The organism is Streptomyces sp. NPDC107498 (assembly GCF_055582805.1).
Genome location: NZ_JBVJPE010000016.1, coordinates 127,455 through 149,664, shown reverse-complemented (window position 1 = coordinate 149,664; position 22,210 = coordinate 127,455). Strand labels below are relative to the sequence as shown.

The 22,210-nt window shown below is 73.6% G+C and carries 20 protein-coding genes; 15 read left to right on the top strand and 5 right to left on the bottom strand.

Features of this window, described 5'->3' with window-relative positions:
• Nucleotides 1-24 precede the first annotated feature (24 nt).
• On the bottom strand, nt 25-2,625 hold the full coding sequence (gene lanKC, locus ACZ66Z_RS26175) for a class III lanthionine synthetase LanKC (protein ID WP_469937812.1): 2,601 nt from the start codon (nt 2,623-2,625) through the stop codon (nt 25-27).
• Between the two features lie 337 nt (nt 2,626-2,962).
• A complete protein-coding gene (locus ACZ66Z_RS26170) occupies nt 2,963-3,346 on the bottom strand; it encodes a hypothetical protein (protein WP_469937811.1) in 384 nt (127 codons plus the stop codon).
• 261 nt (nt 3,347-3,607) lie between these two features.
• Between ACZ66Z_RS26170 and ACZ66Z_RS26165 the strand changes: the two genes are divergently transcribed.
• The 15 genes from ACZ66Z_RS26165 (at nt 3,608) to hypE (ending at nt 18,492) form a co-directional block, all read left to right on the top strand.
• Nucleotides 3,608-5,308 carry a hydrogenase maturation protein gene (locus tag ACZ66Z_RS26165; protein ID WP_469937810.1) on the top strand — a complete coding sequence of 567 codons (1,701 nt, stop codon included), beginning with the start codon at nt 3,608-3,610 and terminating at the stop codon, nt 5,306-5,308.
• 57 nt (nt 5,309-5,365) lie between these two features.
• On the top strand, nt 5,366-6,448 hold the full coding sequence (locus ACZ66Z_RS26160) for an NADH-quinone oxidoreductase subunit B family protein (protein ID WP_469937809.1): 1,083 nt from the start codon (nt 5,366-5,368) through the stop codon (nt 6,446-6,448).
• 91 nt (nt 6,449-6,539) lie between these two features.
• Nucleotides 6,540-8,324 carry a nickel-dependent hydrogenase large subunit gene (locus ACZ66Z_RS26155; protein WP_026057905.1) on the top strand — a complete coding sequence of 595 codons (1,785 nt, stop codon included), beginning with the start codon at nt 6,540-6,542 and terminating at the stop codon, nt 8,322-8,324.
• The gene (locus ACZ66Z_RS26150; protein ID WP_469937808.1) at nt 8,321-8,878 is read left to right on the top strand and encodes a hypothetical protein; all 558 of its coding nucleotides are present in this window, start codon (nt 8,321-8,323) and stop codon (nt 8,876-8,878) included. The genes ACZ66Z_RS26155 and ACZ66Z_RS26150 overlap by 4 nt, the downstream gene beginning before the upstream one ends.
• The gene (locus tag ACZ66Z_RS26145) at nt 8,875-9,534 is read left to right on the top strand and encodes a DUF5947 family protein (RefSeq protein WP_469937807.1); all 660 of its coding nucleotides are present in this window, start codon (nt 8,875-8,877) and stop codon (nt 9,532-9,534) included. The genes ACZ66Z_RS26150 and ACZ66Z_RS26145 overlap by 4 nt, the downstream gene beginning before the upstream one ends.
• Nucleotides 9,531-10,169, top strand: coding sequence for a DUF6084 family protein (locus tag ACZ66Z_RS26140; protein WP_469937806.1), 639 nt, complete (start codon nt 9,531-9,533; stop codon nt 10,167-10,169). The genes ACZ66Z_RS26145 and ACZ66Z_RS26140 overlap by 4 nt, the downstream gene beginning before the upstream one ends.
• Nucleotides 10,166-11,563 carry a hypothetical protein gene (locus ACZ66Z_RS26135; protein ID WP_469937805.1) on the top strand — a complete coding sequence of 466 codons (1,398 nt, stop codon included), beginning with the start codon at nt 10,166-10,168 and terminating at the stop codon, nt 11,561-11,563. The genes ACZ66Z_RS26140 and ACZ66Z_RS26135 overlap by 4 nt, the downstream gene beginning before the upstream one ends.
• Nucleotides 11,560-12,090: a hydrogenase maturation protease gene (locus tag ACZ66Z_RS26130; RefSeq protein WP_469937804.1), complete on the top strand. Its 531-nt coding sequence runs from the start codon at nt 11,560-11,562 to the stop codon at nt 12,088-12,090. The genes ACZ66Z_RS26135 and ACZ66Z_RS26130 overlap by 4 nt, the downstream gene beginning before the upstream one ends.
• Nucleotides 12,087-12,227 (top strand): DUF6893 family small protein, encoded by a 141-nt coding sequence (locus tag ACZ66Z_RS26125; protein ID WP_469937803.1) that lies wholly within the window; start codon nt 12,087-12,089, stop codon nt 12,225-12,227. The genes ACZ66Z_RS26130 and ACZ66Z_RS26125 overlap by 4 nt, the downstream gene beginning before the upstream one ends.
• 137 nt (nt 12,228-12,364) lie before the next feature.
• Nucleotides 12,365-12,760 carry a hydrogenase maturation nickel metallochaperone HypA/HybF gene (locus ACZ66Z_RS26120; RefSeq protein ID WP_469937802.1) on the top strand — a complete coding sequence of 132 codons (396 nt, stop codon included), beginning with the start codon at nt 12,365-12,367 and terminating at the stop codon, nt 12,758-12,760.
• Nucleotides 12,761-12,762: 2 nt separating this feature from the next.
• Nucleotides 12,763-13,458 carry a hydrogenase nickel incorporation protein HypB gene (hypB, locus tag ACZ66Z_RS26115; RefSeq protein ID WP_469937801.1) on the top strand — a complete coding sequence of 232 codons (696 nt, stop codon included), beginning with the start codon at nt 12,763-12,765 and terminating at the stop codon, nt 13,456-13,458.
• Entirely contained in the window at nt 13,455-15,893 is a 2,439-nt protein-coding gene (gene hypF, locus ACZ66Z_RS26110) for a carbamoyltransferase HypF (protein WP_469937800.1), read from the top strand. The genes hypB and hypF overlap by 4 nt, the downstream gene beginning before the upstream one ends.
• A 10-nt stretch (nt 15,894-15,903) precedes the next feature.
• Nucleotides 15,904-16,221: a HypC/HybG/HupF family hydrogenase formation chaperone gene (locus ACZ66Z_RS26105; RefSeq protein WP_469937799.1), complete on the top strand. Its 318-nt coding sequence runs from the start codon at nt 15,904-15,906 to the stop codon at nt 16,219-16,221.
• On the top strand, nt 16,218-17,402 hold the full coding sequence (gene hypD / locus ACZ66Z_RS26100) for a hydrogenase formation protein HypD (protein WP_469937798.1): 1,185 nt from the start codon (nt 16,218-16,220) through the stop codon (nt 17,400-17,402). The genes ACZ66Z_RS26105 and hypD overlap by 4 nt, the downstream gene beginning before the upstream one ends.
• 49 nt (nt 17,403-17,451) lie before the next feature.
• Complete coding sequence (hypE, locus tag ACZ66Z_RS26095) at nt 17,452-18,492, top strand: hydrogenase expression/formation protein HypE (protein WP_469937845.1); 1,041 nt, start codon at nt 17,452-17,454, stop codon at nt 18,490-18,492.
• Between the two features lie 216 nt (nt 18,493-18,708).
• On the opposite strand, the gene ACZ66Z_RS26090 is transcribed toward hypE, so the two are convergent.
• The 3 genes from ACZ66Z_RS26090 to ACZ66Z_RS26080 all read right to left on the bottom strand — a co-directional run bounded on the left by ACZ66Z_RS26090 (nt 18,709) and on the right by ACZ66Z_RS26080 (nt 22,185).
• Nucleotides 18,709-18,966 carry a DUF6400 family protein gene (locus ACZ66Z_RS26090; protein ID WP_469937797.1) on the bottom strand — a complete coding sequence of 86 codons (258 nt, stop codon included), beginning with the start codon at nt 18,964-18,966 and terminating at the stop codon, nt 18,709-18,711.
• 263 nt (nt 18,967-19,229) lie between these two features.
• Entirely contained in the window at nt 19,230-20,189 is a 960-nt protein-coding gene (locus ACZ66Z_RS26085) for an ABC transporter substrate-binding protein (protein ID WP_469937796.1), read from the bottom strand.
• 1 nt (nt 20,190) lies between these two features.
• Nucleotides 20,191-22,185 (bottom strand): ABC transporter permease subunit, encoded by a 1,995-nt coding sequence (locus tag ACZ66Z_RS26080; RefSeq protein WP_469937795.1) that lies wholly within the window; start codon nt 22,183-22,185, stop codon nt 20,191-20,193.
• Nucleotides 22,186-22,210 lie beyond the last annotated feature (25 nt).

Sequence of the window (22,210 nt, the reverse complement as noted above, 5' to 3'; positions counted from 1 at the left end):
TCGTGGGAGGCTCGTCCGGTGGCGTCAGACGGTTGCCGGGAGCCGGGGACGCGCGGGGCGGGGCCCCGCCAGGAGCGGGCCGGTCAGCAGGCGGTGCAGGGTCAGCAGGACTCCGGCCCCGCCGCTGGACAGGTCGGCGGTGAACCGCTGCGAACCCGCCCCGAGGAAGCGGACACCGCGCCGGTACGGGACGGCGTACTTCAGCAGACCGGTCGCGGCGCGCACGGCGTCCCGGCGGGCGGCGTACGTGCCGGTCAGCTCGGCGTGCTCGGTCAGGAACCACGTCAGGCCGGCCAGCCCCCGGTACAGGCCCGCCTCCTTCGTGGCGCAGGAGACCCGGATGCCGGCGACCAGCCGTGGCAGTGCCGCGGCGCAGCGCTCGTCCGGCGCGGTGGCCACGTAACGGGTGAGCGCCGTCGCGAGACCGGCCGCGCCCGTCGCCAGGTACGGCATGGCACGGGTGAGCCGCGCGTCGTCGGAGAGGGACAGGGCGCCGTCGTCCAGCGGGAAGGTCCGGTCCAGCTCCTGGTGGAGCAGCAGCCGGCCCGCCTCCAGGAAGCGGACCTCGCCGGTGGCGCGGGCCAGGCGGTGGAGGAAGAGGGCGAGCCCGGAGCGGCCGTGCAGCAGGCCGCGGGCGTCGTGCTCGCCGAGGGCGGCCGGCAGGTCGGGGGTGCGCAGCAGGGCTTCCCCCGCCGCGGCGGCCCGTTCCAGGTGGCTGCTCTCACCGGTCAGCCGGTGCAGGGCGAGCCAGCCCAGGCCGACCCCGGCCCGCCCGCCGGCCAGCGTGGCGCAGGAGGCGGTGAGCGGATGGCCGTCGGCGTCCCGGAGCAGGTCGACGGCCTCGTCCGGCCGGCCGAGGCCGGCCAGCACCCGGGCGATGCCGGCCGAGCCGACGAGCAGCCCGGGGGGCAGCGCGTCGCGCAGCGCCAGCGTGTCGCGGCGCAGCCTTTCGAGGATCTCCTCCGGCACCGCCGCGCCGGCTCGGTGCAGGGCGTGGACCACCCCGGCCGTGCCGTGGGCCAGGCACACGTTGTTGGTCCGGAACGCCTCGTGCGAGGGCGGGAAGGCCCAGTCCGGCCGGTCGGCGTCGGCCGTCTCGAGGAGACCCGCGGTCACCTCCCCGGCCAGCCGGGCGAGGCAGCCGCGCGGATCGGCGTCCAGTTCGGCGGGGGAGGGCGGGCGGTCGGGACCGTTCCGGTCCCGCGTCCGGTCCTCCGCCGGGTGGAAGGCGGTCGCCCGCCGCCACAGGTCCTGCGGCGGCGCCACGTCCGCCAGGTCGCGGCGCAGGAGCGCGAGGTTGGCGGGCGCGTGCTCGGCGACCTCGTGGAACGGCGCCAGGAAGGCGAGCGCGACCGCCGCCGTGCCGTAGCGGTCCTGCAGCAGCGGATCGGTGTGGGTCCGGCGCAGGCCGGGCGGCGGCGTGAACCCCGGGGTGCCCATTCCGGACGGGGGCGAGGTCAGCGCCGAGGCCGCCTCGAAGTCCACCAGGCGGACCCCGCCCGACGGCGTGACCAGGACATTGCCCAGGCTGAGGTCACCGAACCGGTAGCCGGCGGCGTGCAGCCGCTCGAGCGAGGCGTCCAGCCCGGCCAGCAGCTGCCGACAGGCCGCGAAGTACGCGGCGACGGACCCGGCCGTGCGGTCGGCGCGGGCCAGCGGGGAGGACCGGCTCAGCCAGCCCACCAGCGGCTGTCCCGCGACGTACTCGGTGACGAGGAAGTCGTGCTCCCACTCCGTGAAGTGGTCCAGCGGCTCGGGGCCCGCCCCCGGGGCGGCCGCGTGCAGCTCGCGCAGCACGTCGTACTCGTGCCGCAGCCGCTGCTGCGCGTCGGTCCCGTCGAAGACGAGGCCGTTGTGGGCGCGGGCCTCCTTGAGGAAGACGGTGCGGCCGGTCCGCCGGTCGCGGGCCTGGTAGGCGCCGCCGGCGTTGCTCAGACGCACCGCGCGGGTCACCTCGTAGTCGCGGATCAGGATCGGGCCCGCGTGCGGCTGCTCCTCCTGCTCGACGAAGGGGTCCGTGATTCCCGGGGGCAGGTGGAAGCCGGGCAGCCGCGCGTCCATGACCTCGCGGCCGGAGCCGTCGCGGACCAGCCCCTCCCGGGTGCCGTCGGCCCGCAGCCGGCTGCGGGCGCCGCCGAAGGAGCCGTAGCGGTAGTGGACCGTCCGCGAGTCGCGGAAGCGCCGGTCGGTGAGGACGTACGGCCCTTCCTCCCCGTCGAGCGCGTCGCGCAGCCGTTCGAGGAGTCGGCGGGCGGTCGCCGTGTCGGGCGGGTAGACGGCGCAGAACTTGCCCGCCTGGGCCCGTGCGGCGTGCTTGTGATGGAGGAACAGGAAGAAGAGCCGGGCGCTCAGGTGCTTGAACGGCACGCCTTCGGAGAAGCAGATCCCGGCGACCGTGTCGAGCACGTGCTGCGCCCGGTCGAGGCGTGCCGACACGTGGATCTTCCAGCCCTGCTCGGCGAGCCCGGACCGCGGACCGCCCCAGACCGTCCAGATGCCCCGGGCGGAACCGCGCAGACCCGGCGGCACCTCGCCGGGAGCGAAGCGCGGCCCGGGATCGGCCACGCTGGACAGCGACACGTAGTACTCCCGGTCCGCGAGCGCCTCGCCGAAGCCTTCGAGCACGGGATCTCCTCATCGGGGGGAATGGGCCGCCCCAACGGTCCCGCGCCCCGGACGCCGGAACCGGCAGACACGGAGGCGGTTCGGGCGGCGGTGTGCGACCCGAACCGGGCGGGAGCACCTCCGGGGCGACCCACGGGGCACGGGTGAACCGTCGCAGGTCCGACGAGCGGGTTCACCCGCGTGCCGCGCCCGTCCCGCCCGGGCCCGGTCCCCGGCGCCCCGGTACGGCACCGGCCCTGTGCACCGCGGCCGGATGCCCCCCGTCGGGACGGGAACGGCCGGAGCGGCGACGAAGGGCCCCCGCACGGCGCGGGGGCCCTTCGTGCTCGGTGCCGCGTCAGCCCGGCCGGGGGCCGGAGGCGTCGTCGTCCGGGTCCACGCCCGTGAACGCCGAGTCGTCCTTCGTGCCGCTGGGACGCTGTGACCGGCCCCTTCGGCCGGTGTCGCGCATGCCCCTGTCCGACGAGCGGCCGTGCTTCTCGCCCCGGGTCGTGTCGCTGTGAACGGTGTCACCGGGGACGTCCCGTTCCTCCTCCTCGGAGACCTTCCGGCCCTTGCCGGGCGGGGGCGCGTGCTTCTCGGGGTGGAAGGAACGCGAAGCGCTCGGATTCTCCTGCTGTCGCGTCTCGTCCACATCGGGGGACCATCCGTGGTGCCCGGCCATGCCGTCGCGGCTCGGCTCGCCGCGCGAGGGCCCGGAGGACTTCGGTTTCTCGGTCATGAGGTGACCTGCCTGTCCGTGCGAGAGGCATGCGTCCGCACACCCGTCGAACTCCGATTTTCCCACGGTACACAGGGCGCGTCTCCCGGACCGCGCACCACGGCGATCAGGCCGCCAATCGGACGGACGTACGTCTCGAACGGGTGAGGCGCGGGCTCCGTCACCCCGCTGCCCGGCTCGCGCTGCCCGATGATCGCAGGCGGTCGGTGGACCGAGGTCCCCGGGGCCGCACCCCTCCACCGCAATCCGGAAAGGCCGCCCATGCGCATCCTGCTCGTCGCCAGCAGCTTCAACAGCCTCACCCAGCGCGTCCTGGTCGAGCTGCGCGACCGCGGGCACACCGTTCCCGTGGAGGTCACCCCCGACGGGGCCGCCGTGCGCGGGGCCGTGGCGCGCCACGCGCCCGATCTGGTCGTGGCCCCCATGCTGAGGGCCGCCGTGCCCCGCGACGTGTGGACGGCGCACCGCTGCCTGATCGTGCACCCGGGGCCCGTGGGCGACCGGGGGCCGTCCTCGCTGGACCACGCGATCCGCGACGGGGTCGAGGAGTGGGGCGTCACCGTCCTCCAGGCCGACGACGAGATGGACGCGGGCGACGTCTGGGCGTCCGCGACCTTCCGCGTCCCGGAGGTCGGCAAGAGCGATCTGTACCGCAACGAGCTGTCCGACGCCGCCGTGGCCGCCGTGCTCCTCGCCGTCGAGAGGGTCGCCGCCGGGGCCACACCACGTCCGCAGACCGGCGGGATCCGCGTCCGTCCCCTTCTCCGCCAGGAGGAGCGCCGGATCTCGTGGGACGAGGACACCACCGAGACCGTCCTGCGCGCCCTGCGGGCCGCCGACTCGCAGCCCGGCGTACCGGACCGGCTGCTCGGCGCCGAGTGGTTCCTGCACGGCGGCCACCCGGAGGACGGTCTGCGCGGGCGGCCCGGCGCCCTCCTCGCCACCCGGGCGGGCGCGGTCTGCCGCGCCACCGTGGACGGCGCGGTGTGGATCCCCGAGCTCCGCGCCCGCACCGGCCCCGGCAGGCCGCGCGCCTGCAAGCTCCCCGCCACCCTGGCCCTCGCGGACCGGTTGCCGGAGCTCCCCGAACTGCCGGCGCCCGTCGACCCGGCGGCAGGCCGGCGGACCTGGTCCGACATCCGGTACCGCGAGCAGGGACCGGTCGGCGTGCTGTCCTTCGCGTTCCCCGGCGGGGCGATGAGCACCGACCAGTGCCGCCGCCTGCTGGACGCGTACGAGACCGCCCGCGGGCGCCCCACCTCCGTCCTGGTGCTCGGCGGGCAGCGCGACTTCTTCTCCAACGGCATCCATCTGAACGTCATCGAGGCCGCCGCCGACCCCGCCGCCGAGTCCTGGGCCAACATCAACGCCATGAACGACCTGGTCGAGGCGGTCCTCACCACGACCGACCGGCTCGTCGTGAGCGCGATCGGCGGCAACGCCGCCGCCGGCGGAGTGATGCTCGCCCTCGCCGCCGACGAGGTCTGGTGCCGTTCGGGGTCGGTGCTCAATCCGCACTACCGGCGCATGGGGCTGTACGGATCGGAGTACTGGACCCGCACCCTGCCCGGGAAGGTGGGAGGGACCCTGGCCGCGCGCCTCACCGAGGAGGCCCGGCCGGTGTCCGCGGCGGCGTCGCTCGACATGGGTCTGATCGACCGGGTCGTCGGCTGCGGACCGGAGGAGTTCGCCGCCGAAGTCACCCGATCGGCCCTCCGGCTGGCATCCCGTGACGGTCTCCAGCGGCGGATCGCGGCGAAGAAGGCGGAGCACGAGCGCCTGGAGTCCGTCGCTCCCCTTGCGGCCCACCGGGAGCGGGAGCTCTCCCGGATGCGGTCGATCTTCGACGATCCCGCCGCGAGCTACCACGCACGGCGCCGCGCCTTCGCCCGGAAGGAGGATCCCCGGGCACCGCTTCCCGACGGTCCGGGTGCGGGAGCGGCCACAACGGCCGACTGTTGAGCAAGACCCAGGCCCGACACGAGGCCTTCGCCCCATCCCCTCCTCAGGAGGCGACCCATGAGCGCAGTGAAGCCGGCCCCGGCCGAGGACCGGGGTGCCGCACCCGGCAGCGAAGAGAAGCCGATCCACATCCTCTGGATCAACGCGGGTCTGAGCTGCGACGGCGACTCGGTGGCCCTGACCGCCGCCATGCAGCCCAGCATCGAGGAGATCGCCCTCGCGGGGCTGCCGGGGCTGCCCAGGATCGCGGTCCACTGGCCGTTGATCGACTTCGAGTGCGGTCCGGTGGGCGGCGCCGACACCTTCATCGAGTGGTTCTTCAAGGGGGAGCGGGGAGAGATCGACCCGTTCGTGCTGGTCGTCGAGGGATCCATCCCGAACGAGGCCATCAAGCAGGAGGGGTACTGGAGCGGCTTCGGCGACGACCCGGAGACCGGCCAGCCCATCACCACCAGCGAGTGGATCGACCGGCTGGCGCCCAAGGCCCTCGCGGTGGTCGCGATCGGCACCTGCGCCACGTACGGCGGCATCCACGCCATGGCGGGGAACCCGACCGGCGCGATGGGCCTCCCGGACTACCTCGGCTGGGACTGGAAGTCGCACGCCGGCATCCCCATCGTGTGCGTGCCCGGCTGCCCCATCCAGCCGGACAACTTCGCGGAGACGCTGACCTACCTGCTCTACCAGGCGGCCGGCTCCGCGCCCATGATCCCGCTGGACGACAAGCTCCGTCCGACCTGGCTGTTCGGGGCGACCGTGCACGAGGGCTGCGACCGGGCCGGCTACTACGAGCAGGGCCAGTTCGCCTCGACGTACGACTCGCCCAAGTGCCTGGTCAAGCTGGGCTGCTGGGGCCCCGTCGTCAAGTGCAACGTCCCCAAGCGCGGCTGGATGAACGGCATCGGCGGCTGTCCGAACGTCGGCGGCATCTGCATCGCGTGCACGATGCCCGGCTTCCCGGACAAGTTCATGCCGTTCATGGACGAACCCCCCGGCGGCAAGGTCTCCAGCACCGCCAGCGGCGTGTACGGCTCCGTCATCCGCCGCCTGCGGACCATCACGGCCAAGACCGTGGACAAGGAGCCGAAGTGGCGGCACACCGGCGACCGCATCACCACCGGCTACCGGCCGCCCTGGTGACCGTGACGCCGTCGCGCCGCCTCAGCAGCAACCCCCCATCCACCCCACTGTTCGCGAAGACGAAGAGTTGACGAAGGGCATCACAGCGACCATGGCATCTCCGGCGAAGACGACGGGTGACGGCTCCGGCCTTGTGGAGATGGCCTGGGACCCCATCACCCGGATCGTGGGCAGCCTCGGCATCCACACGAAGATCGATTTCAAGCAGAAGCGCGTCGCGGAGTGCTACAGCACGTCCTCCGTCTTCCGCGGCTACAGCGTCTTCATGCGGGGCAAGGACCCCCGCGACGCGCACTTCATCACCAGCCGCATCTGCGGCATCTGCGGTGACAACCACGCGACCTGCTCCGTGTACGCGCAGAACATGGCGTACGGCGTGAAGCCCCCGCACCTCGGCGAGTGGATCATCAACCTCGGCGAGTCCGCGGAGTACATGTTCGACCACAACATCTTCCAGGAGAACCTGGTCGGGGTCGACTACTGCGAGAAGATGGTCCGCGAGACCAACCCCGGCGTCCTGGAGCTGGCCGAGCGCACCGAGGCGCCGCACGCCGCCGAGCACGGCTACCGCACGATCGCGGACATCATGCGCTCCCTCAACCCCCTCGAAGGCGAGTTCTACCGCGAGGCGCTCCAGGTCAGCCGCTACACCCGGGAGATGTTCTGTCTCATGGAGGGGCGGCACGTCCACCCCTCCACCCTCTACCCCGGTGGTGTCGGCACGGTCGCGTCCGTGCAGCTGTTCACCGACTACATGAGCCGACTCATGCGCTACGTGGAGTTCATGAAGCGGGTCGTCCCGCTCCACGACGACCTCTTCGACTTCTTCTACGAGGCGCTGCCCGGCTACGAGGAGGTCGGCCGCCGCCGCGTGCTGCTCGGCTGCTGGGGGGCGCTCAACGACCCCGAGCACTGCGACTTCACCTACGCCAACATGACCGACTGGGGCCGGCGGATGTTCGTCACCCCCGGTGTCGTCGTCGACGGCAAGCTGGTGACCAACGACCTCACCGAGATCAACCTCGGCATCCGCATCCTGCTCGGCAGCTCGTACTACGAGGACTGGCAGGGACAGGAGCAGTTCGTCACCCACGATCCGCTCGGCAACCCCGTCGACCCGCGCCACCCGTGGAACCAGCACACCATCCCGGCCCCGCAGAAGCGGAACTTCGACGACAAGTACAGCTGGGTGATGTCCCCGCGCTGGTTCGACGGCAAGGACCACCTGGCCCTGGACACGGGCGGCGGCCCCATCGCGCGCCTGTGGTCCACCGCGCTCTCCGGCCTCGTCGACATCGGCTACATCAAGGCCACCGGGCACAGCGTCGTCATCAACCTGCCCCGGACGATGACCAAGCCGGAGACCACCTTCGAGTGGAAGATCCCGAAGTGGAGCAACGCCCTGGAGCGCAACCGCGCCCGGACCTACTTCCAGGCGTACGCGGCCGCCGTCGCCCTGCACTGCGCCGAGAAGGGCCTGGAGGAGGTCCGCGCCGGGCGGACGCAGACGTGGGAGAAGTTCGAAGTGCCGGACGAGTCCATCGGCGTCGGCTTCACCGAGGCCGTACGGGGCGTCCTCTCGCACCACATGGTCATCAGGGACGGCAAGATCGCCAACTACCACCCCTATCCGCCGACGCCGTGGAACGCCTCCACGCGGGACACGTTCGGGACCCCCGGCCCGTACGAGGACGCGGTCCAGAACACCCCGATCTTCGAGGAGAACACGCCCGAGAACTTCAAGGGCATCGACATCATGCGCGCCGTGCGCAGCTTCGACCCCTGCCTGCCGTGCGGCGTCCACATGTACACGGGCAACGGCAGGACCGTGAAGCAGATGCACGTGCCCACCGGCCTGAGCGGTCTGGCCGGATGAGCGCGACCACCGCCGAACAGGCGGGCCGGCGGGTCGAGGAGGTCCTCGACCGGCTGGCCGAGAACGGCGACGCGGAGGCGTGCGCGGCCGCGGAGGAGGTCGTACGCGTCCTCATGGAGTTCTACGGAAGCGGCATCGCCCGCGTCGTCGAGCTCCTCGGGCGCCCCGCCGCCCGTCCGCCCGCCGACCCGCTGGGCCCGCTGCTCGCGGACGAACTCGTCGCGAGCCTCCTCAACCTCCACGGACTGCACCCCGAGGACGCGCCGACCCGTATCGACCGCGCCCTGGCCGCCCTGCCGCAGCCCGTGGAGAACGCCGGATTCGACCCGGCGACGGGCGTGCTGCGGCTGCGGGTCACCGCCTCGACCGGCTGCGGCTGCTCCGGCACCCCGGAGTCCGTCCGGCAGGCGGCCCTGGACGCCCTCGCCTGCTTCGCCCCCGAAGTGACCGGCGTGGAGCTGGAGGACGGCGCCCCGCGCGAACCGGCGCTGCTCCAGATCGGCACCCGTCCGTCGCTCGCGGGCGCGGACGGCCGCTCATCGGCCGCCCGGTGAACGGGCCGCCGACGAGGGCCGTGCGCCCCCCGGGGCCCACCGGCCTGCGCCGGTTCACCGCCCCCCGACCGCCCCGCGAGGAGCGCTGCGAACTGTGCGGCGCCCCGCTGGCGGCGGAGGAGCGCCACCCGCATCTCGTCGACACGGACAAGCGGGCCCTGGTCTGCGCCTGCGGCCCGTGCGCGCAGCTGATGGACCGCTCCGCGGCCTCCGCGGGGCGGTTCCGGGCGGTCCCCGGCCGCTTCCTGAGCGACCCGGGCCACCGGATCGACGACCGGGCCTGGGAGGCCTTGCGGATCCCGGTCTCGGTCGCGTTCTTCTTCCACAACTCCGCCCTCGACCGGCCGGTGGCGCTCTACCCGAGCCCCGCCGGCGCCACCGAGGGCGAACCGGACGAAGAGGCCTGGCGGACCGTCCTCGACGCCACCCGGCTCGCCGCCCTCCTCGAACCCGACGTCGAGGCCCTGCTGCTGCGCCGCCACGAGGGCCGCACCGAGTGCTTCCTCGTGCCGATCGACCTCTGCTACGAACTGGTGGGCCGCATGCGACTGCACTGGCAGGGCTTCGACGGAGGCGCGGAGGCGCGGGCGGACCTCGACGACCTCTTCGCCCACGTCCGCGGCCTGGCCCGCGAGCCCCGGGGGAGCCGGCCGTGACCGAGTTCTCCTTCAGCTGCACCGACGTCCGCGCCGACGCCTACGCGGCCGGGCCCACGCTCGTGTTCCGGCTGCGGATCACCGCCACCGAAGGCACCCGGGTCCACGCCATGGCCCTGCGCTGCCAGATCCGCATCGAACCCGCCCGGCGCGGTTACGACGACCACGAGGCCGCGGCCCTGGGCGACCTCTTCGGCGAACGCTCCCGGTGGGGCAGCAGCCTCAACCCGGTCCAGTTCGCCCAGGCCTCCGTCATGGTGCCCGGCTTCACCGGCGAGATCGAGACCGACCTCGTCGTGCCGTGCACCTACGACACCGACATCGCCGCGTCCCGCTACTTCCGGGCGCTCTCCGACGGCGACGTCCCGCTGCTCCTGCTCTTCTCCGGCACCGCCTTCACCGGCGCCGGCGGCTTCCACGTCGAACCCGTCCCCTGGGACAAGGAGGTCTCCCACCGCATGCCCGTGAAGGTGTGGCGCGAGATGATCGACCAGCACTTCCCCGGCTGCGGATGGATCCGGCTCCCGGGCGACGCGATGGACGCCCTGCTCGCCTACCGCTCGCGCCGGGCCCTCCCGTCGTGGGAGGCCGCCGTCGAGTCCCTGCTCGAAGCGGCGGGGGAGAGGACACGATGACCACCGTCGCCTTCACCCCGGGCACCGAGGCGCGCTTCGCCGTCGCCCGGCACGTCGCCGACGCCGTCCTCTTCGAGGGGTACGTCCTCTACCCGTACCGCGCGTCCGCCGCGAAGAACCGGCTCCGCTGGCAGTTCGGGGTCCTGGTCCCGCCGTCCTGGAGCGCCGCCGCCGAGGAACACGACTTCCAGCTCACCGAGTGCCTCATGGAGCCCAGGACCGGCGCCGAACTCGCCGTGGAGGTCCGCTTCCTGCGGGCACAGCGGCGTACCGTCGAGGAGCTCCGTGAGGACGGGACCTTCGCGCCGACCGGCGAACTCCGTCTGACCGACCGGGTCCTGGTGGCCTGGGACGAGGGCGTCGAGGAACGCGTCACCCTCGTCGCCCCCGTCGCCGGACTGCGGGGCGACGGCACCGTCCTGCCCTTCACCCGCCCCGCCGCCGAGGAGACGGAGGAGGTCACCGACGCCGACGGCCGCGTCCTCGGCCGACTCGTGCGCCGCCGCGAGGAGATCAGCGGCGCCCTGCGGGTCTCGGCGGCCGAACTCGACGGCCCGTACCGCGTCGAGCGCCTCTCGGTCACGGTGGAGAACACCAGCGACTGGACCGCCGAGCGGGACGCCGACCGCCACGCGGCCCTGCCGCACTCCCTCGTCGCCACCCACACGTTGCTCCGCATCGACGGCGGCTCGTTCCTGTCGATGACCGACCCGCCGGAATGGGCCAAGGGCGCCGTCGCCGCCTGCCGCAACCTGCACACCTGGCCCGTCCTGGCCGGCGAACCCGGCCGCGACGACCTGATGCTCTCCTCGCCGATCATCCTGGAGGACCATCCGGCCATCGCGCCCGAGAGCCCGGGAGCCCTCTACGACGCGACCGAGATCGACGAGATCCTGGCCCTGCGCACGGCGGCCCTCACCGACGAGGAGAAGCGCGAGGCCAGGGGGACCGACGCCCGCGCCGCGGCCGTGATCGAGCTGGCGGACACCATGCCGCCCGAAGTCCTGGAGCGCCTGCACGGAGCGGTACGCAGCCTCCAGAGCGTCACCGGGCCCCCGAAGCCGACCGGAAACGTCCTCGAACCGGAGACGCCCTGGTGGGACCCGGGCGGCGACACCGCAGTCGATCCGGGCAGCGACCACGTCCTCGTCGACGGACGCCCGGTCCGCGCGGGCAGCAGGGTCGTCCTGCGTCCACGACTGCGCCGCACGGACGCCCAGGACCTGTTCCTCGACGGGCGCAGCGCCCTGGTCGAGGCGGTCCTGCACGACGTCGACGGCGGAGTCCACATCGCGGTGACCGTGGAGGACGACCCGGGCGCCGACATCCGCCGCGAACAGGGCCGGTTCCTCTACTTCCAGCCCGACGAGGTCGAAGCCCTGGAGGACGTGTGAACGGCCCCGCGCCCGAGGCCCGGGCGTCCGGCACGCCCCGCACCCTCGTGGCCGGGGTGGGCAACGTCTTCCTCGGCGACGACGGCTTCGGCGTGGAGACCCTGCGGAGGCTCACCCGCGAGGAGCTCCCCGCCTCCGTCGAACTGGCCGACGTCGGGGTCCGGGGCGTCCACCTCGCCTACGAGCTCCTCGACGGCTGGGACACCCTCGTCCTCGTCGACGTCACCGCCCGCGGCGGTGCACCGGGAACGCTCTACCTGATCGACGCCTCGGCGACCGCGGACCGCGCCCCCGGCACGGGGCCCGCGCCGCTCGACGGTCACCGGATGACGCCCGACGCCGTCCTCGCCCTGCTCGACACCCTGTGCGCGGGAACCGGGGCCGCGCCGCCACGGCGGATCCTCGTCGTCGGCTGCGAACCGGCTTGCCTCGACGAGGGCATCGGGCTCAGCCCACAGGTCGCCGCGGCCGTACCCGAGGCGGTGCGCATGGTGACCGAACTGGTCCGCCAGGAAGCCGTCGTATGAAGACCGAAACGGAGAGCACCATGCAGAGGAACGTCCTCGGCGTCGCAGCCGCCGCCACCGCCGCCCTGGCCGTCGTGGCCATCGTCGTCGGATCCCTCCCCGACCTCCGGCGCTACCTGCGCATCAGCAGGATGTGACGCGCCCGCGGATCCGGTGGCGGCGGCTGCACCGAACGGACGACACCGTCGTCCGGTCCCGGCGTGCCGGGCGTGCCCCCGCCACCCCCCGTTCTCTAATGGCGCCCGAGACCACCCCGCGCCCAGGACGGAGACCGATGCACGAGATGTCCCTCGCGGTCGCCGTCGTCGACCAGGTCGAGGCCGCGGCCAAGTCCCGCGGGGCCGTCGGGGTCAGCAGCATCGAGCTGGACGTGGGCGAGCTGGCCGGCGTCGTCGCCGACGCCCTGGCCTTCTGCTTCGAACTCGCCTGCGCCGGAACCCTCGTCGAGGGCGCCGAGCTCATCACCCGTACCGTCCCGGGCACCGCGCGCTGCGCACCGTGCGCCGAGGACTGGGCGGTCGGCATGCCGCCCCGGCTGCTCTGCCCCGGCTGCGGCGCGGCCGCCGACGAACTGGTCTCCGGCCGTGAGCTCCAGATCCGGGAGGTCCGCTGGGCCCGCCCCGGAACGACGCACGAACGACATCGCCGACCGATCACCGAGGAGAGCTGAGCATGTGCCGAGCCGTCGACCTCCAGCGCGCCGTCCTCGCCAAGAACGAGGCCGCGGCACACATCCTGCGCACCGAGCTGAGCGCCCGCGGCACCACCGTGATCAACCTGCTCTCCAGCCCCGGCAGCGGAAAGACCGCCCTGCTGGAGCGCGAACTGCGCCTCGCCGGCGAACGGGGCGTCAGCGCCGCCGCGCTCACCGCCGACCTGGCCACCGAGAACGACGCCCGCCGCCTGGCCCGCTCGGGCGCCCCGGTCAAGCAGGTGCTCACCGACGGCCTCTGCCATCTGGAGGCCGACATGGTCGCCCGGCACCTGCACGACTGGCTCCCCGAGTCCGTCCGGCTGCTGTTCGTCGAGAACGTCGGCAACCTCGTCTGCCCGGCCGGCTACGACCTGGGGGAGTCGCTCCGCGTCGTGCTCGCCTCGGTCACCGAGGGGGAGGACAAGCCGCTCAAGTACCCCACCGCGTTCGGCCTCGCCCAACTGGTGATCGTCACCAAGACCGACATGGCCGAAGCCGCCGAGTTCGACGAGACGGCCTTCCGCGCCCACGTGCAGCAGGTCAATCCCGGCGTCGAGGTCGTCCTCAGCTCGGTGCGCGACGGCCGAGGAGCCGGCGCACTCCTCGACCGGGCCCTCGCCACGGCCGAGGGGAACCGCGTCCACACCCCGGCGATGGCCCGGGCCGGCGCGTGACCACGGCGCGGCCCGCATCCGGCCCCGTCACGACCCCGCGGCGCAGCCGTGTGGTCGTCCGCGGTGTCGTGCAGGGCGTGGGCTTCCGGCCCTTCGTCTACGCCCTCGCCACCGGGCTGCGCCTGTCCGGCCACGTCACCAACACGGCGGACGGCGTCGTCGCGGAGGTCGAGGGGGACCCGGCGGACGTCGCGTCCTTCTGCGCCCGCCTCGCGCCCGACGCCCCGCCCCTGGCCCGGGTGGAGTCGGTCGAGACGGCCGAGGTGACCGCGAACGGCGGCAGCGGATTCACAATCGTGCCCTCCCGTCACGGCGGCGCCGTCCGCACCCTCGTCCCGCCGGACACCGCCACCTGCGACGACTGCCTCGCGGAGCTCGCGGACCCGACCGACCGGCGGTACCTCCACCCCTTCATCACCTGCACCAACTGCGGCCCGCGGTTCACGATCGTCACGGGACTGCCCTACGACCGGGCCCACACCACCATGGCCGGCTTCCCGATGTGCCCGGACTGCGCCCGGGAGTACGCGGACCCGGCCGACCGGCGCTTCCACGCGCAGCCCGTCGCCTGCCCCCGCTGCGGCCCCCGGCTGCGGCTGGTCACGGCACCGGACGGACCGCCCCCCTCCGGCACCGGGCCGAACGCCGGCGTCGCCCCCGACCCCGGCGACGACCCGGTCGCCGCCGCGCGCGGGATGCTCGCCTCCGGCGCGATCCTCGCCGTCAAAGGCCTCGGCGGCTACCACCTGGCCTGCGACGCGACGCACCCCGACGCGGTCGCCGAACTGCGCCGCCGCAAGGCGCGCGGTGACAAACCGTTCGCGATGATGGCCGCGGACCTCGCCGACGTCGAGCCCCTCGCGCACCTCGGCCCGCTCGAACGCGAACTCCTCACCGGCGCCGTCCGGCCCGTCGTCCTGCTGCGCCGCCGCGACGACCCCCGGCCGCGCCACGGGGCCGCGCCGGCGCCGGCGGTGGCGCCGGGCAGCCCGGACCTCGGCTTCATGCTCCCGTACACCCCGGTGCACCATCTGCTCCTCGGCCTCGGTCCGGCGGACCGGGAGGGGCCCCGGCTGCTGGTGATGACCAGCGGCAATCTCGCGGGCGAACCCATCGTCACGGACGACGCGGAGGCACTGACCAGGCTCGCCGGCCTGGCGGACGCCTGGCTGCTGCACGACCGGCCCATCCACGTGCCCTGCGACGACTCCGTCGTCCGCGTCTGCGACGGCGAACAGCTGACGCTGCGCCGCTCCCGGGGCTATGCGCCGCTGCCGGTCGCGCTGCCCGTCGAGGTCGCCCCCGCCCTCGCCGTCGGAGGCGACCTGAAGAACACCTTCTGCCTCGGCGACGGACGCCAGGCCTGGCTCTCCGCCCACATCGGCGACATGGACGACCTCGCCACCCAGCTCGCCCACGCCTCCGCCGAGCGGCAGCTGGAGTCCGTCACGGGCGTACGGCCCGGACTGCTCGCCGCCGACCGCCACCCCGCCTACCGGTCCGCCCGCCGGGCCCGCGAACAGGCGGCGGGCCGGCCCGTCGTCCCCGTGCAGCACCACCACGCGCACGTCGCGGCGGCGATGGCCGAGAACGGTCTCGACGGCACGCGTCCGGTGATCGGCGTGGCCTTCGACGGCACCGGATACGGTCTCGACGGTGCCGTGTGGGGCGGTGAGTTCCTCCTCGCGGACTACGCCGGGTTCCGACGGTTCGCACACCTGGCCTGCGTACCCCTGCCGGGCGGTGACGCGGCCGTACGGCGGCCGTACCGCATGGCGCTGTCCCACCTGCGGGCCGCGGGCCTCGCCGCCGACCGCGCCCTGCCCTGCACACGAGCCTGCCCGTCCGGGGAACTTCCCCTGCTGGAGCGGCAGTTGGCACGCGAGCTGAACTGCGTGCCCACGTCCAGCATGGGGCGCCTCTTCGACGCCGTCTCCTCGATCGCGGGGATCTGCCAGCACGCGGGATACGAGGCGCAGGCCGCGATCGAGCTGGAGGCCGCGGCCCTGCGCGCACCCGCCGTGGCCGAGGACGGACGCTACGCCTTCCGCCTCGGCCCGCCGCGGGCCGGTGCCCCGCTCACCGCCGACCCCGCACCCCTGCTGACGGCGGTGGTCGCCGACGTGCTGGACGGGACCCCCGCAGCCGTCGTCGCGGCGCGGTTCCACCGCGCCGTGGCCCGACTGGTGCGCGAGGTCTGCGCCGCCGCCCGCGACGAGACCGGCGTGGAGACCGTCGCCCTGACCGGGGGAGTGTTCGCCAACACGGTGCTCTCCTCGGCCTGTGCCGAAGGGCTGCGGGAGGACGGCTTCACCGTCCTGCGCCACCGCCGGATCCCGCCGAACGACGGCGGTCTGGCTCTCGGCCAGCTCGTCGTGGCCGCCCGGATCACGGACCGGACGGCCACCGGCACACCACGACGAGAGCGACAGTGAGGAGACACCCATGTGCCTGGCGGTACCCGGAAAAGTGCTGGACGTCGAGGACCGGGACGGCACCCGGATGGCCACGGTCGACTTCGGCGGCGTGGTCAAGGAGGTGTGCCTGGAGTACCTGCCGGACCTGAAGCCCGGCGAGTACGCCATCGTGCACGTGGGCTTCGCCCTCCAGAGGCTCGACGAGGAGTCGGCCAAGAGGACGCTGGAGCTGTTCGAGACCCTCGGCCTGCTCCAGGAGGAGTTCGGAGACCCGTGGGAGGCCGCCGAGGCCGCGGTGGACGAGTGGCGGACGCAGGACGACGTCCCCGGAGAGGTGCGGTCGTGAAGTACATCGACGAGTTCCAGAACCCGGAGCTGGCGGGCCGGCTGCTCGCCGAGATCCGCGCGACGGTCACCCGCCCCTGGGCCCTGATGGAAGTCTGCGGCGGCCAGACCCACAGCATCATCCGGCACGGCATCGACCAGCTCCTGCCGCCCGAGATCGAGCTGATCCACGGCCCGGGCTGCCCGGTCTGCGTCACTCCGCTGGAGATGATCGACAAGGCCCTGGAGATCGCTTCCCGGCCAGGGGTGATCTTCTGCTCCTTCGGCGACATGCTCCGGGTCCCCGGCACGGGCCGCGACCTGTTCCAGGTCCGCGGACAGGGCGGCGACGTCAGGGTGGTCTACTCCCCGCTGGACGCCCTGCGCATCGCCGAGCAGAACCCGGACCGGGAGGTGGTCTTCTTCGGCATCGGCTTCGAGACCACGGCGCCTCCCAACGCGATGACGGTCCATCAGGCGCGCAAGCGGAACATCCGCAACTTCAGCATGCTCGTGTCCCACGTCCGCGTCCCCCCGGCGATCGAAGCGATCATGCGGTCCCCGGACTGCCGCGTCCAGGGCTTCCTCGCCGCCGGCCACGTCTGCAGCGTGATGGGCACGGCCGAGTACCCGGACCTCGCACAACGCCACCAAGTGCCGATCGTGGTCACCGGATTCGAGCCGCTGGACATCCTGGAAGGCGTACGCAGGACCGTGCTGCAGCTGGAGCGGGGCGAGCACAGGGTCGAGAACGCCTATCGGCGTGCCGTGACGGCCGAGGGCAATCCGGCGGCGCAGGCGATGCTGAGCGACGTCTTCGAGATCGCCGACCGGGCCTGGCGCGGCATCGGCGTCATCCCGGACAGCGGCTGGCGCCTGTCCGAACGCTACCGTGACCACGACGCCGAGCACCGCTTCTCCGTCGGGGGGATCGACACCCGCGAGCCCGCCGAGTGCCGCAGCGGCGAAGTCCTCCAGGGCCTGTTGAAACCCCACCAGTGCGAGGCCTTCGGCACCACCTGCACCCCCCGCTCCCCGCTCGGCGCCACGATGGTGTCCAGCGAAGGAGCCTGCGCCGCCTACTACCTCTACCGGCGGCTCGACGCGGCACCCCCGGGGCACCGACCCCCCGAGCCGGCCCGCGCGGCCTCCGGCAGCCCGCTTCCGGTCACCGCCTCCCTGGAGGGCAGCCCCCTTGCCTGACACCGTCAGCACCACCCCGGCGGCCGACGCCGCACAGCCGGCACCCGACATGCTCGGCTGGACCTGCCCGGCCCCCCTGCGCGACCGGCCGCGCATCGTCATGGGCCACGGCGGCGGAGGAACACTGTCCGCCGAGCTCGTCGAGCACGTCTTCGCACCCGCCTACGGCGGACCGGCCCTCGCGCACACCGCCGACGCGGCCGAGATCCGGATCGGCGGCGCCCGCCTCGCGTTCTCCACGGACTCCTTCGTGGTGCGCCCCCTGTTCTTCCCCGGCGGCGGCATCGGCGACCTCGCCGTCAACGGCACCGTGAACGACCTCGCCATGAGCGGCGCCCGGGCGAGCCACCTCTCCTGCGGGTTCATCCTGGAGGAAGGCGTCGAGACCGACGTGGTCGCCCGCGTCGCGCAAGCCCTCGGCGCGGCGGCGCGCACGGCGGGCGTCCAGGTCGTCACCGGTGACACCAAGGTCGTCGAGGCCGGTCACGGCGACGGGATCTACATCAACACCTCCGGGGTGGGGCTGATCCCCGACGGAGTCGACCTGCGTCCGCAACGGGTGGTGCCCGGAGACGTGGTGATCGTGAGCGGTCCGATCGGCATGCACGGCGTGGCGATCATGAGCGTGCGGGAGGGCCTCGAATTCGGAGTCGAGATCAGCAGCGACTGCGCACCGCTCGGCGGCCTCGTCGAGGCGATGCTCGCCGTCACGAAGGACCTGCACGTGCTGCGCGACCCCACGCGCGGGGGGCTGGCCGCCTCGCTGAACGAGATCGCGGCGGCGTCGGGCACGGGAGTCGTCATCCAGGAGCGTGCCGTCCCGGTGCCCGAGGCGGTCGGCAACGCCTGCGCGGTGCTCGGACTCGACCCCATGTACGTGGCGAACGAGGGCAAGCTCGTGGCCTTCGTCCCGCGTGACCGCGCCGACGCCGTACTGGCCGCGATGCGCGCCCACCCCCTGGGCGCCGGAGCAGCGGTGATCGGGGAGGCGGTCGAGACCCACCCGGGCATGGTGGTGGCCCGCACCGGACTCGGAGGCACGCGCGTCGTGGACATGCCGCTCGGAGAGCAGCTGCCGCGGATCTGCTGAGCTCAGGCCCGGCGGCCGCGTCGCCCACGGGAGGTGTCGAGGGTCCACACGTGGGTGCAGTTCGGGCACTGCAGGTGGACCCGGGGCCCGTTGTTCCCGATCAGATAGCGCCAGTGACTCCGACAGTTCCGGCGGTCCAGACAGTTCCCGCAGTCGCGGGCGTCGTCGCAGCCGGGGCACGCGACCCAGGCCCGTCGAGCCGGGTCGGCGTGGGGATCAAGCGGAAGACGCACGGCCCGGCGCCTCCCCGGGCAGCACACCGGCCGCGACCAGCATCGCGTGAACCCTCTGCTGCTCCTCGTCCAAGCCCGAGTACAGCAGGGCGTGCGCCGCCTCCTCCTCGCGCAGAACGGCCACGGGGTCCCAGTCGGGCCCGAGGGCCGCCACGACTTCGGCACGGCGACGCGCCTCCTCGACGGTGAGGTCGATGCCGAAGTCGACCAGGTCGGGACGGGGGTCGGGGTCGTGGTCCATGCGCGGGGCCTTCGGGAGGAATCGAACACGTACGCCACCACGTCTACCAGAGCGCACAGCGCGTACGGAAGTGCCCGACCCGCCCTCGACGGCCCCTGTGGCGCACCTCATGCCGACCGGGTGGAGGCCGCTGCGGGGCGGTACGGCAGCGATCGGCTTCCGTGAGGACGGAAAGGGTGCCGGGCGGACGCCCGGCACCCGTGACCGACGGCCGCGGTGGTCGAGGGGGAGGGACCGGCGTTCGCGGCCGCACCCCGTCCGCGTCAGGACGGGAGCCACGCCCGCCAGGTGGACTCGTTGTCCTTCACCCATCGGCCGGCCGCCTCCTGCGGCGACAGCTTCTGTTCGGCGATCATCAAGGCGACGTCGTTCTGCATGTCGGTCGTCCACCGGAACCTCTTCAGGAAGGCGGCGGCGTCGCCCCCGCCCTCGGCGAAGCGGGCGTTGAAGAACTTCTGCAGCGGCGTGTGCGGGTACGCGCAGGACACCTTCTCCGGGTCGGCGTCACAGCCCTCCTCGTGGGCCGGCAGCTTCACCTCCGTCATCGGGACCTTCTCGAACAGCCACTGGGGTCTGTACCAGTAGGTCAGGAACGGCTTGTGCTCCTTGGCGAACTGCTTGATCTGGGTGATCTGCGCCGCTTCCGAGCCCGCGAACACGACCTGGTAGTCGAGGCCGAGGTTGTCCACGAGCGCCTTGTCGTTCGTGACGTAGGACGGGGAGCCGTCCATCAGCTGGCCCTTGCCGCCGCTTTCCGCGGTGCGGAACGCCTCGGCGTACTTGTTCAGGTTCTTCCAGTCGGTGACGTCCGGGTGCTGCTCGGCGAAGTACGTGGGCACGAACCAGCCGATGTGACCGGTCACCCCGAGATCGCCGCCCCGTGCGATCGTCCCCTTGTCGTCGATGTACCGCTCCTCCTGGTCCGGGTGGCCCCAGTCCTCCAGGATGGCGTCGACCCGGCCCTGGCTGAGCGCGTCCCAGGCCGGCACCTCGTCGATCTGGACGGTGTCGACCCGGTAGCCGAGCTCGTGCTCCAGCAGGTACTGGGCGACGGCGACGTTGGCCTGCGCGCCCACCCATGACTGCACGGAGAGCGTCACCGTGCGGGAGCCCCCGGCAGCGGCGTACGGGGAGGCCTGGCGGGTCATGTCCGCCGCGCCGCAGCCGGTGAGTGCCGTCAGCGCGACGGCGGCCGCGAGAGCGGCGAGACGTGTGCGAGCCATCTCAGGCCCCCTTTCCGGCGAGCTCACGGCGTTCCGTCGGCTGGGTCACCCGGTCCAGCGCCAGACCGAGGCAGACGATCGCCGCACCGGCCACCAGACCGGTCGCCAGGTCGCCCCGGGCGAGACCGAAGACCGCGTCGTAACCGAGTGCGCCACCGCCCACGAGGCCGCCGATGACGACCACGGCGAGGACGAGCACGACCCCCTGGTTCACGGCGAGCAGCAGCGCGGGCCGGGCCAGCGGCAGCTGGACCTGGAAGAGCTGCTGACGGCCGGTCGCCCCGAGCGACCGGGCGGACTCCAGGGCCGCCGGGTCCACCGCGCGTATGCCCTGGGCCGTGATCCGCACCACCGCGGGCAGCGCGTAGACCACGGCGGCCGCGACCGCCGGGGCGCGGCCCACTCCGAACAGGGCGACCACGGGGATCAGGTACACGAACTGCGGCAGCGTCTGGAAGACGTCGAGCACCGGACGGAGCACGCGCCCCAGCCGGGTGCCACGGGCCGCGGCGACCCCGAGGGCGACGCCGAGCACCAGGGTCACGGCGACGGCCGCCAGGACCTGGGACAGCGTGTCGAGCGCCGGAGTCCAGACCCCGAGCACACCGATCACGCCCATCGCGAGGACGGCGGTCGTCGCGGTGCGCCAGGTACCGATGAGCAGGGCGAGCGCGCCGACGCCCAGGAGGACCGCCCACCAGGGCAGCCACTGCAGCCCGTCACGCAGCGGGTTGAGGACCCAGGTGGTGAACCGCCCCGCCCAGTCGGCGGTGCCCCCGACGACGGGCACGCCGGAGTACAGGTGGGAGGTCATCCAGTCCACGGCCCGGTTGACGGGCCCGGCGACGTCCACCGTCCACGCGGCGGGCCAGGACAGGCGGCCGGACAGGCGGCCGGCGACCGCGACGGCGACGGTCGCCACGAGGGCGACGGCCCGGCCGAGCCCGGCGCGGGGGACCGGCGGCGCACCGATCCGCGCTCCCGCCGCGGCGGTGACGCGGTCCAGGACGACGGCGAGCAGCACGACCGGCACACCGGCGGTGAGCGCGGCACCGACGTCGACCGAGGCCAGCGCCTGGTACACGCGGTCGCCGAGGCCGCCCGCGCCGATGACGGACGCGATCACGGCCATGCCGAGGGCCATCATGATCGACTGGTTGACGCCGAGCATCAGCTCCTTGCGGGCCAGGGGCAGCCGGGCGGTCAGCAGCCGCTGCCTCGCGGTGGCGCCGAGGGACGCGGCCGCCTCCATGACACCGGCGTCCGCGCCGCGCAGCCCGAGCGCGGTGAGCCGGGCCATGGGCGGGGCGGCGTAGACGACGGTCGCCAGGACGGCCGCGGGCACGCCGATGCCGAAGACCAGGACGACGGGCAGCAGGTACGCGAAGGCCGGCAGCACCTGCATGGTGTCGAGGACCGGCCGCAGGATCCGGTGCATCCGGTCCGACAGGCCCCCGGCGAGGCCGAGGAGACCACCGAGCAGCACCGACGCGGCGACGGCCACCACCATCAGCGCGAGCGTCTGCATGGTGGGCACCCACATGCCGAGAAGCCCGCACACGGCGAACGCGGCGGCGGAGGCCAGCGCGAGCCGGACACCGGCGACACGCCAGGCCACCAGGCCGGCGGCCGCGGTGACGCCGGCCCACCCGGCGGCCAGCAGCGCCAGGTACACCGCGCGGACCGACACGACCACCAGGTCGCTCACGTGGCCGAGGAAGTAGAGGAACAGCGGGTGGCTGTCGCGGTTGTCGACGATCCAGTCGCTGCCCCGCGCGAGCGGCGCGGACACGTCGACGGCCAGCGCCCCCGGCCAGCCGCCGCCGCCCAGGAGGACGGCGCCGAGGAGCAGGCCGAGGGCCGTGCCGGCGCCGATCAGGCGGCCGCGGTGCCGCGCGAGCGCGCGCAGCGCGCCGGTCCGGGTGCCACCGGTCGCGGCGCCGGCGGCACCGGCGGTCGTCCGGCCGGAACGGGCGGGGGTGACGGTCACGGTCATCGCACCCACCGCCCCGGGCCGCGCG